We start from the raw sequence: 8377 nt of genomic DNA, 5'->3' as shown, positions 1-8377 counted from the left end.
GCCCGTACGGTTTGGGGCCTCTCTATGCACTACCTTTTCTCCGCGCCGCGGGGGCCCCCGGTGCCGGGGCCGCCCCCGGGGCCCCCCCAGGACTCCGTGGCGCACGCGCTGGAGATCACCGCGCGGGTGATCACCTGCGCCGCGCTGATCATGGTGAGCGTGTTCGCCGCGTTCATCGTCAGCGACAACGTGGTGATCAAGATGATGGGGCTGGGCCTGGCGGTCAGCGTGCTGGTGGACGCCACGGTGGTGCGGCTGCTGCTGGTGCCGGCGGTGATGACGCTGCTGGGGCCGGCCGCCTGGTGGACGCCGCGCTTCCTGGACCGGGTGCTGCCGCACATCGACACCGAGGGCGCGGGCGAACAACCGTAGGGCGGGCGCGGCGTCCGGCGGGCGCGGTGGTCAGCGGGCGCGGCGTCCGGCGGGCGCTCGGTCAGCGGGCGCTGCCGAGGTCGCGGTCGTGGTCGGCGCCCTCCAGCAGGAGGGTGGTCTCCTCGATCCGGCGGAAGCGGCCGTCGGGGGCGAACTCGGCGAAGAGGTAGACCTCCATGCGGACGGTGGAGCCGTCGGTCTTGGTGATGGTCATGGTGTGGCGGTCGGCGTAGCGGTGGCCGTCGACCAGCTCCTCGTGGACCTCGACGGAGCCGTCGGCCACGACCGTGCGCAGGTGGGCGATGTGGGCCAGGAACTCGCCGCGGTCGTCCCAGCGGCCGTCGGTGCGCTGGCGGTAGTCGGGGGCGAAGTGCCGGTCGACGGCCTCGTGGAGGTCCAGGCCCGGGGTGAGGAGCAGGTCGGCGAGGGCGGTGGTGATGTCGGTGTGCTGCACGGGGTCCTCCGATGACTTGTCACGAGAAAGTGCGTGCCTCAGGCACGCATCTGACAGTACAGGAAAAGCGTGCGCAGCGCACGCTAATCTGAGGGGGTGACGAATCCGACCGGACACGAGATCGCCGAGGCCCTGGGACTGCTGCTGCGGCGCAGCACCCGCACCGGCCTGCACGCCCAGCTGACCGACGGCCTGGGGGAAGCCGTCGACGAGCTCACCTACCCGGTGCTCAGCGGCCTGGCCCGCACCGGCCCGTGCAGCGCCGCCGACCTGGGCCGCGAGATCGGGCTGGACCGCACCACCGTGACCCGCCGCGCCGACCGGCTGGAGGAGGCCGGGCTGCTGCGCCGCGAGGCCGACCCCGGTGACCGGCGCGCGACCCTGCTCGTCCTCACCGACCGCGGACGGGACGCGGTACGGGCCACCCGGCAACGCCTGGCGGCCCGCATCGAGGACTCCCTCGCCTCCTGGCCGGCGGACGACGCCCGGGCCTTCGCCCGGCTGCTGCGCACCTTCGTGGACGAGGGGCCGTTCCAGGGCTGACACCCCGGGCCCGGGGTTCCGGGCCCCGGGCCGTCGGACCAGGATCCGGGTCCGGGTCCGACGGCCCGGCGCGGTGATCGACCAGGCGGGTCACGGCGGGCGTCCGGCCGTTTCCCCGGGTCCGCGGGCGGTGATCCCTTGCCCCCGAACCACCCGGCCACCCGGCCGCCGGCACCCGCACCGCCCTCCGGAGGATCCGTCATGTCACCGCGCCCCCGCCGCCGTCCACGGCCCGCCGTCACCGCCCTGCTGACCGCGTCGCTGGCCGCCTCGCTCGCACTGGCCCCCGCCGCCGGCGCCGCCGCGGGTGGCGGGCCCGAGGGCCGCCAGGACGGCCGCCAGGACGGCGACCGGGCGCTGCGGGCCCGGCTGCAGGAGCTGGTGGACCGCCCGGACGGCCCGCCCGGCGCCATCGCCGTCCTGCGCGAGGACGACCGGGTGCGGGTGATCCGGGCCGGCACCGCCGAACTCGGCACCGGCCGCCCGCCCCTCGCCGAGGACCACATGCGCCTGGCCAGCGCCGCCAAGGCGTTCAGCGGCGCCGTCGCCCTGCGGCTGGTGGACTGCGGACTGCTCGGCCTCGACGACACCCTCGCCGCCCGGCTGCCCGCGCTGCCCGCCGACTGGGGCGCGGTGACGCTGCGCCAGCTGCTCAACCACACCAGCGGGCTGCCCGACTACAGCAGGGCCCCGGCCTTCGGCGACCTGCTGAGCGCCGACCCCCACCACGTCTTCGACTCCCGCCGCCTGCTGGACTTCGTCGCCGACGAGCCCCTGGAGTTCACCCCCGGCACCCGCTACCAGTACTCCAACTCCGACAACATCGCCGTCGCCCTGATGGCCGAGGCCGCCACCGGGCAGCGCTACGAGGACCTGCTCGCCTCCGAGGTCTACCGCCCGCTCGGACTCACCCGCACCAGCCTGCCCTCCGGCTACCGGCTGCCGAGGCCCTACCTGCACGGCTACGACGTCGAACCGCCCGCCCCGCCGCAGGACGTCAGCACCGAGTACGGCGCCTCCGGCTCCTGGGCCTCGGGCGGCCTGGTCTCCACCCCCGCCGACTTCAACGCCTTCGCCGCCGCCTGGGCGGGCGGCCCGCTGATCGGCGACGCCACCCGCGCACAGCAGCGGACCTTCGTCGACGGCGCCTCCGAACCCGCCGGCCCCGGCACCAACCACGCCGGACTGGCGATCTTCGAGTACACCACCCGCTGCGGCACGGTGTACGGCCACACCGGCAACACCCCCGGCTACACCCAGCTCGGCGCGGGCACCGCCGACGGGCGGCGCAGCCTGACCGTCTCCGTCACCACGCAGGTCAACCAGAGCGGCACCCCGGACCTGCTGGCGCACCTGCGGGCGGTCGAGGAGGACTTCGTCTGCGCACTGCTGGCCCCCTGACCGGGCGCGGCCCCGGACGCGGACCGGGCGCGGGTACGGGGCTGGGCACGGGGGCAGGCACGGGGGTCCGGGCCGGCGGCCGGGCCGGGATCGGTTACGGTCGACGGTCCGGCAGCGGCCGGGCCGGGAAGCGGAGCGGGAAGGGGGCGGCGAGGTGGCCGCGGTGACGGGGAGCGTGTTCCGGGGCGAGGGCGTGCCCGCGCGGGAGCGGTTCGACTGCTGGCGGGAGCTGATCGGGCGCACCCGGGCCAGCGAGATGACCAGCGAGCACGCAGACGACTTCCGGGCGGAGATGCGGCGCCTGGAGCTGGGGCCGGTGACCCTGCTGCGGTCCTCGTTCCCGCCGACGCGCTTCCGGCGCTCCGCCGCCATGGTGCGGCGCACGGACCCCGGGGTGTACCACCTGACGATGCCGCTCGACGGCGGGCTGTCACTGACCCGCGGCGCCAAGGAGCGCACCCGCACCTTCGGCCGGGGCGACCTGTACCTGGTGGACAGCTCCCACCCCTACGAGGTGCGGGCCCTCGGGGCCCGGGGCGGCGGCCGCCGGGAGCAGCGGACCGAGGCCGTGGGGATCGACTTCCCGGCCGCGCTGCTGCCGCTGCCGCCGCACCGGCTGCGCGACCTGCTGGGGCGGGGGTTCTCGGTGCGCGAGGGCACCTGCGCGCTGCTGTCGGACTTCCTGGTCGGGCTGGACCGGCAGGCGGCGGCGCTGGACCCGGCCGGGGCGGCCCGGCTGGGCACCATCGCGGTCGACCTGGTCGCCGCCTGGGTCGCCGGGGAGCTGGAGGCCGAGGCGGCCGTGCCGGAGGACACCCGCCAGCGCGCCCTGGTGGAGGCGGTGCGCGCCTTCGTGCGGCGCAACCTCCAGGACCCCGAGCTGTCGCCGGCGGTGATCGCCGCCGCCCACCACGTCTCCGTCAGCCACCTGCACCGGGTCTTCACCCGGCAGTCCGGGGAGTCCGGGGACGGCCGGACGCTGGCGGCCTGGATCCGCGGGCAGCGGCTGGAACGGGCCCGGCGCGACCTGGCCGACCCGGCGCTGCGCACCCTGGCGGTCCAGGCCGTCGCCGCCCGCTGGGGCTTCCCCCGGGCCGACGACTTCAGCCGCGCCTTCCGGGCCGCGTACGGGCTCTCGCCCCGTGAGCACCGCCACCGGGCCGCGGCCGAGCGGGCGCGGGACGGCGACGCGTAGACGCATTGCCAAGGAAGTGGAGACGCAGGGACAACACGGGCGCCGCGCGCACTGGCATCCTCCACGAGGAACACCGCGACGCGCCGGGCCCGTCAGCCCCGCGCGGCAGAACCACCGGTGGCCCGGCACGCCACGGGGGAGCGTGCCGGGCCACCGGTTCTCCCCCAGCCGGCCGCTAGTTGCGGTAGCGGTAGCGGATCCGGCCGCGGGTGAGGTCGTAGGGGCTGAGCTCCACGAGCACCCGGTCGTGCGGGAGGATCTTGATGTGGTTCTTGCGGACCTTCCCGCTGATGTGGGCCAGGACGACGTGCCCGTTCTGCAGTTCCACCTTGAAGTTGGCGTTGCGCAGGCACTCGATGACGGTGCCTTCGACTTCGATGCCGTTCGTTGTCTTGGTCATGGTGTTCACCTCATTCTTCGTTCGTTCGTTCGGTGTCGGGGTCGTTCGTTCGATGCCGGGGCGGCCGGTGCGCGGGTCAGCGCCGGACCGGTTCCAGGGTGCTGCCCGCGCGCCGGGCGGCGCCCTCCGGGGGCGCGGCGGCGGGGACGCTCGGGACAGCGGCGCTGGGGACAGCGGCGCTGGGGAGGGGAGCGCTCGGGGCAGGATGCGGCGCACTCATGGTGCTGCCTTTCGGAAGTGCCTTGCCTGAGGCGCTCCCGGGCGACGCCAACGTCAATCGCCCACCGTGACGACGAGGGGGAGCACCCACTCGGTTCCTGCCTTCATGGGTCTCACCTCCTCGCATCGGTCGCACGGCTGGGCAGACGGTAGCAGCCGACGACCCGCCCGCCCAAACGATTTACGCCCCGGCGGGGCGCCACCGCGCTCGGCCGGACCCGGCCGCACTCGGCCGCGCTCAGCCGGACTTCTCGGCGAGCACGGGCTCGACCATGGACTCCAGGGCATCGTAGCTCTGGCCGCCGAGGGCGCGCGCCGCGAGACGGCCGCGGCGGTCGACCACCAGGGTGGTCGGGAGGGAGCCCGCGTCGAGGGTGCCCGCGGGGAACCTGAGCAGCTGGGTGCCGGCCGGGTCGAACAGGCTGGGGTAGGTCAGGCCCTGTTCCTGCTGGAAGCGCCGGGCGTTGGCGATGTCCTGGTCGCGGGTGTTGATGCCGAGGAACTCGACGTCCTGGCCCTGGTAGTGCTGCCGCAGGCGTTCCAGGGCGGGCGCCTCCGTGCGGCAGGGGCCGCACCAGGAGCCCCAGATGTTGACGACGACGACCTTGCCCCGGTGGTCGGCGAGGGCCGCCGGGCCGCCCTCCAGGGTCTGCCCGGTCACCTCGGGGGCGTCCCGGCGCCCGTCGGCGGCGGCCCGGCCGATGCTGGTGCCCTTCTCGGTGACGAAGACCGCGCCCTCGCCGCCGGAGGAGCAGCCCGCGAGGAGCGCGGCGGTGAGGGCGGCGGCGAGCGCGGCGGGGGCCGCCGCGGTCCGGCGGCGGCGCGGTGGTGGGTCGACGTCCATGGCCGAAGCCTCGCACTGCTGACGCCGGGCGGGTCATGAGGGTGCGTCATCCCCGCCGCGGGGGCGTGCTGGGACCGGCCGGTGGAGCACCTGACGCGGCGTCTGCGGACCGTACTGCCGTGCGGGGCCGGGGAGTTGACGGCCGTCGCGCCCGGGCGGCGCGGCGCGGGACGGGCGCTGAGGCGCGGCCCGGGCGCGACGGTGAGGGGTCGGTGCGCTCAGTAGCGCAGGTCGGCGGCGATGCCGCGGGCGTCGGCGAGGGTGCCGTCGGGGACGAAGGCGACCCGGGCCCCGGTGTCGAGGGCGCGCTCGACGACCTCGTCGACGATGTCCTCGCGGGCGCCGGCCTCGCCGGCCTCGGCGGGGACGAGGTGCTCGCCGGCGTCGCGGACGGTGGCGCGGTGGTTCTCCTCGACCACCAGGAGCGCGACGCGCCCCTCCCCCACCGCCTGCCAGACCTCGTCGAGGCCGGCGGCGAACCCGGAGCGGCCGCGGGCCTTGTCCAGCCGGGCGAGGGCGTCGGCGGTCTCCTGCTCGGCGTGGGCCCGCACGGCGGGCCCGACCACCTTGCGGACGGTCTCGACGTCGGCCTGGGCGAGGCCGCCGTGCGGGATCTGGGCGGTGGCCTCCTTGGCGATCGGGCCCGCGGCGTCCAGCAGGGCCAGGGCGGGCGCCTCCCCGACCACGTACAGCGGGCGGGGGTCGGCGGCCAGGACCTTGCCGAGCGCGGTGTCGGCCTGGCGCAGGAAGGTCTTGGTCTCCTCGTCGCGGAAGGTGCTGGGGGTGTCGCCGATGCGCTCGCGGCGCTCCGGGTCGGGGTTGTCGAAGAAGGCGCGGGTCAGCGGGAAGCCGTGGGCGCGGTCCTCGGTGACCCGCTCCGGGGTGCCGCTCCACAGCACGGCCCGGTCGGCGGCGACGGCCAGCACCCAGTAGGGGCGCTCGGCGGCCTGGGCGGAGACCAGGTTGCGGGTGAGGAAGGTGTCGGACAGCACCACCCGGGCGGGGGCCGTGCGGGCGAAGGTCCACACCTGGTGCTCGCCGGGCGCGGCGAGGATCGCCAGGCCGTCCTCGGCGTGCACCAGGTCGACCTCGGCGAGGGCCTTGTCGAGCTGCCCGACCACGTCGATCCGGTCGGCCCGGGAGACCTCGGGGTCGGCCTGGAGGCGTTCCTTCGCCTCGGCCAGCAGGTTGCGCAGCCGTACCGGGTCCTGGGTGTTGTCGGGTTCGCGGCGGTGGGTGGGCATCAGGACGGACACCGCCGGGTAGGGCCGGGGCCGGCGCAGTTCGGCGAGGACGGCGGGGCTGAGGGCGGGGTGCATGGGGACCCTTTCCGAAGGCGGTCGGCCTTCTCTGCGTGGGCGCACGGTGCCTGGCGCTGCTGCTGCCAAATGCCCCTAATGTAGCGATTTGCCCCCGATACCGCCGGGTCGGCCGGCCGCCGCCCCTTGCCGGCCGGGCGGCCGGGCGGCCTCCCAGCACCCGGCCCCGGCCCCGGCCCCCGGCCCTCGGCCCCCGGCTCAGCCGACCGGGGCGGCCTCCCGTTCGGCGGCGGGCGGCCAGGGGCCGTGGGCGGCGACCTGGGCGCGCAGTCCGCGCAGGGCGCGGGCGGCGGCGATGCCCACCGCGCCGGTGACCCGGCCCTCCCGCAGACAGGCGGCGGCGAACCGGTGCTCGGCGAGGCTGCCGTCGACCAGTTCGAAGCGGTCGGCGGCGCCCGGGCTGCCGAAGGCCTGCACCCGCAGGCCGTACTGGTCGGTCCACAGGTACGGGACCGGCGCGTAGGCCTGGCGGGTGCCGTCCGGGCCGGCCAGCAGGTTGCGGGCGGCGAGCAGGGCCTGGTCGGTGGCGTTGGTGCGCTGTTCGAGGCGCCGGCGGCGGCCGGTGCGCGGGTCGGGCCAGGAGGCGGCGTCGCCGGCCGCCCAGACGCCGGGGCCGGCGGCGCAGTGGGCGTCGCAGGCCACGCCGTCGGCCAGCGGGACCCCGCTGCCGGCCAGCCACTCGGTGGCCGGCACCGAGCCGATCGCCATCAGGACGGCGTCGGCGGCCAGCTCGCCGCCGTCGGCGAGCCGTACGCCGGCGGCCCGGCCGTGCCGCCGGAGCACGGCGGCGGCCGCGCCCCGGTGGATCCGCACCCCGTGCTCGCGGTGCAGGCCGGTCAGCAGCGCGGCCGTCTCGGCGCCCAGGACGGCGGCCAGCGGCGCGGCGGCCGCCACCAGCCAGGTCACCTCGGCGCCGAGCCCGACGGCGGTGGCCGCCGCCTCGGCGCCGAGCAGTCCGCCGCCGACCACCAACAGCCGTGCGCCCGGCCGTAGTTCCTCGCGCAGGGCGAGGGCGTCGGGCAGCGTGCGCAGCACGTGGGCGCCGGGCAGCGGCGTCTCGGCGCCGGGCAGCCGGCGCGGGCGGACGCCGGTGGCCACCACCAGGGCGTCGCAGCGCACCTGCCGGCCGTCGGCCAGGTGCAGGGTGCGGGCGCCGCGGTCCAGGCGTTCGGCCGCCACCCCCAGGCGCAGGTCCAGCCGCAGCTCCGCCAGGGCGGCGCTCCCGCGCAGGGCCAGCTTGTCCGCCGGCAGCCGGCCGTCGAGCAGCTGCTTGGACAACGGCGGCCGGTCGTACGGGGGTTCGGGCTCGGCCCCGACGAGGGTGAGGCGGCCGTCGTAGCCGGCCCGGCGCAGCGCCTCGGCGGCGTGCAGTCCGGCGGCGCCGGCCCCGACGACGGCCACCTCGCGCAGTGCGGTCACACGTTCTCCAGGGTGATCGCCGCGGCCGGGCAGACCGCGGCGGCGTCCTGGACGGCCTGGTGGAGGCCGGCCGGGGGGCGGGCGTCGAGCAGGACGACGATGCCGTCCTCGTCGCGCTGGTCGAAGACCTCGGGGGCGGCGAGCACGCAGTGGCCGGCGCCGCAGCACTTCTCCTGGTCGATCAGGACGAGCATGGGGTTCCCTTCGGGGG

At 76.7% G+C, this 8377-nt stretch carries 9 protein-coding genes and 1 pseudogene; 4 read left to right on the top strand and 6 right to left on the bottom strand.

The window, feature by feature from the left end:
- Positions 1–87: 87 nt before the first annotated feature.
- Positions 88–363: pseudogene (locus tag ACFXPX_RS07400) on the top strand (MMPL family transporter); the annotation flags it as partial.
- Positions 364–433: 70 nt separating this feature from the next.
- Here the strand turns inward: ACFXPX_RS07400 and ACFXPX_RS07395 are convergent.
- Positions 434–826 carry a nuclear transport factor 2 family protein gene (locus tag ACFXPX_RS07395; protein ID WP_375897373.1) on the bottom strand — a complete coding sequence of 131 codons (393 nt, stop codon included), beginning with the start codon at positions 824–826 and terminating at the stop codon, positions 434–436.
- A gap of 96 nt (positions 827–922) precedes the next feature.
- On the opposite strand from ACFXPX_RS07395, the gene ACFXPX_RS07390 reads away from it, so the two are divergent.
- The 3 genes from ACFXPX_RS07390 to ACFXPX_RS07380 all read left to right on the top strand — a co-directional run bounded on the left by ACFXPX_RS07390 (position 923) and on the right by ACFXPX_RS07380 (position 3965).
- Complete coding sequence (locus tag ACFXPX_RS07390) at positions 923–1369, top strand: MarR family winged helix-turn-helix transcriptional regulator (protein ID WP_380525329.1); 447 nt, start codon at positions 923–925, stop codon at positions 1367–1369.
- Between the two features lie 201 nt (positions 1370–1570).
- A complete protein-coding gene (locus tag ACFXPX_RS07385) occupies positions 1571–2770 on the top strand; it encodes a serine hydrolase domain-containing protein (protein ID WP_380640006.1) in 1200 nt (399 codons plus the stop codon).
- A 163-nt stretch (positions 2771–2933) separates the two neighbouring features.
- Complete coding sequence (locus tag ACFXPX_RS07380; protein WP_380525327.1) at positions 2934–3965, top strand: AraC family transcriptional regulator; 1032 nt, start codon at positions 2934–2936, stop codon at positions 3963–3965.
- A 175-nt stretch (positions 3966–4140) separates the two neighbouring features.
- On the opposite strand, the gene infA is transcribed toward ACFXPX_RS07380, so the two are convergent.
- The 5 genes from infA to ACFXPX_RS07355 form a co-directional block, all read right to left on the bottom strand.
- Positions 4141–4365 carry a translation initiation factor IF-1 gene (gene infA, locus ACFXPX_RS07375; protein WP_188306513.1) on the bottom strand — a complete coding sequence of 75 codons (225 nt, stop codon included), beginning with the start codon at positions 4363–4365 and terminating at the stop codon, positions 4141–4143.
- 457 nt (positions 4366–4822) lie between these two features.
- Positions 4823–5428, bottom strand: a complete 606-nt coding sequence (locus ACFXPX_RS07370; protein ID WP_380525326.1) for a TlpA family protein disulfide reductase — start codon at positions 5426–5428, stop codon at positions 4823–4825.
- A 218-nt stretch (positions 5429–5646) separates the two neighbouring features.
- Positions 5647–6747, bottom strand: coding sequence for a chemotaxis protein (locus ACFXPX_RS07365; RefSeq protein WP_380525325.1), 1101 nt, complete (start codon positions 6745–6747; stop codon positions 5647–5649).
- A gap of 198 nt (positions 6748–6945) precedes the next feature.
- Positions 6946–8166 (bottom strand): NAD(P)/FAD-dependent oxidoreductase, encoded by a 1221-nt coding sequence (locus ACFXPX_RS07360; protein WP_380525324.1) that lies wholly within the window; start codon positions 8164–8166, stop codon positions 6946–6948.
- Positions 8163–8360, bottom strand: coding sequence for a ferredoxin (locus ACFXPX_RS07355; protein WP_375895754.1), 198 nt, complete (start codon positions 8358–8360; stop codon positions 8163–8165). The genes ACFXPX_RS07360 and ACFXPX_RS07355 overlap by 4 nt, the downstream gene beginning before the upstream one ends.
- Positions 8361–8377: the final 17 nt, after the last annotated feature.

This window comes from Kitasatospora sp. NPDC059146 (assembly GCF_042786665.1).
Lineage (GTDB): Bacteria > Actinomycetota > Actinomycetes > Streptomycetales > Streptomycetaceae > Kitasatospora.
This window is presented reverse-complemented; position numbering and strand designations above follow the sequence as displayed.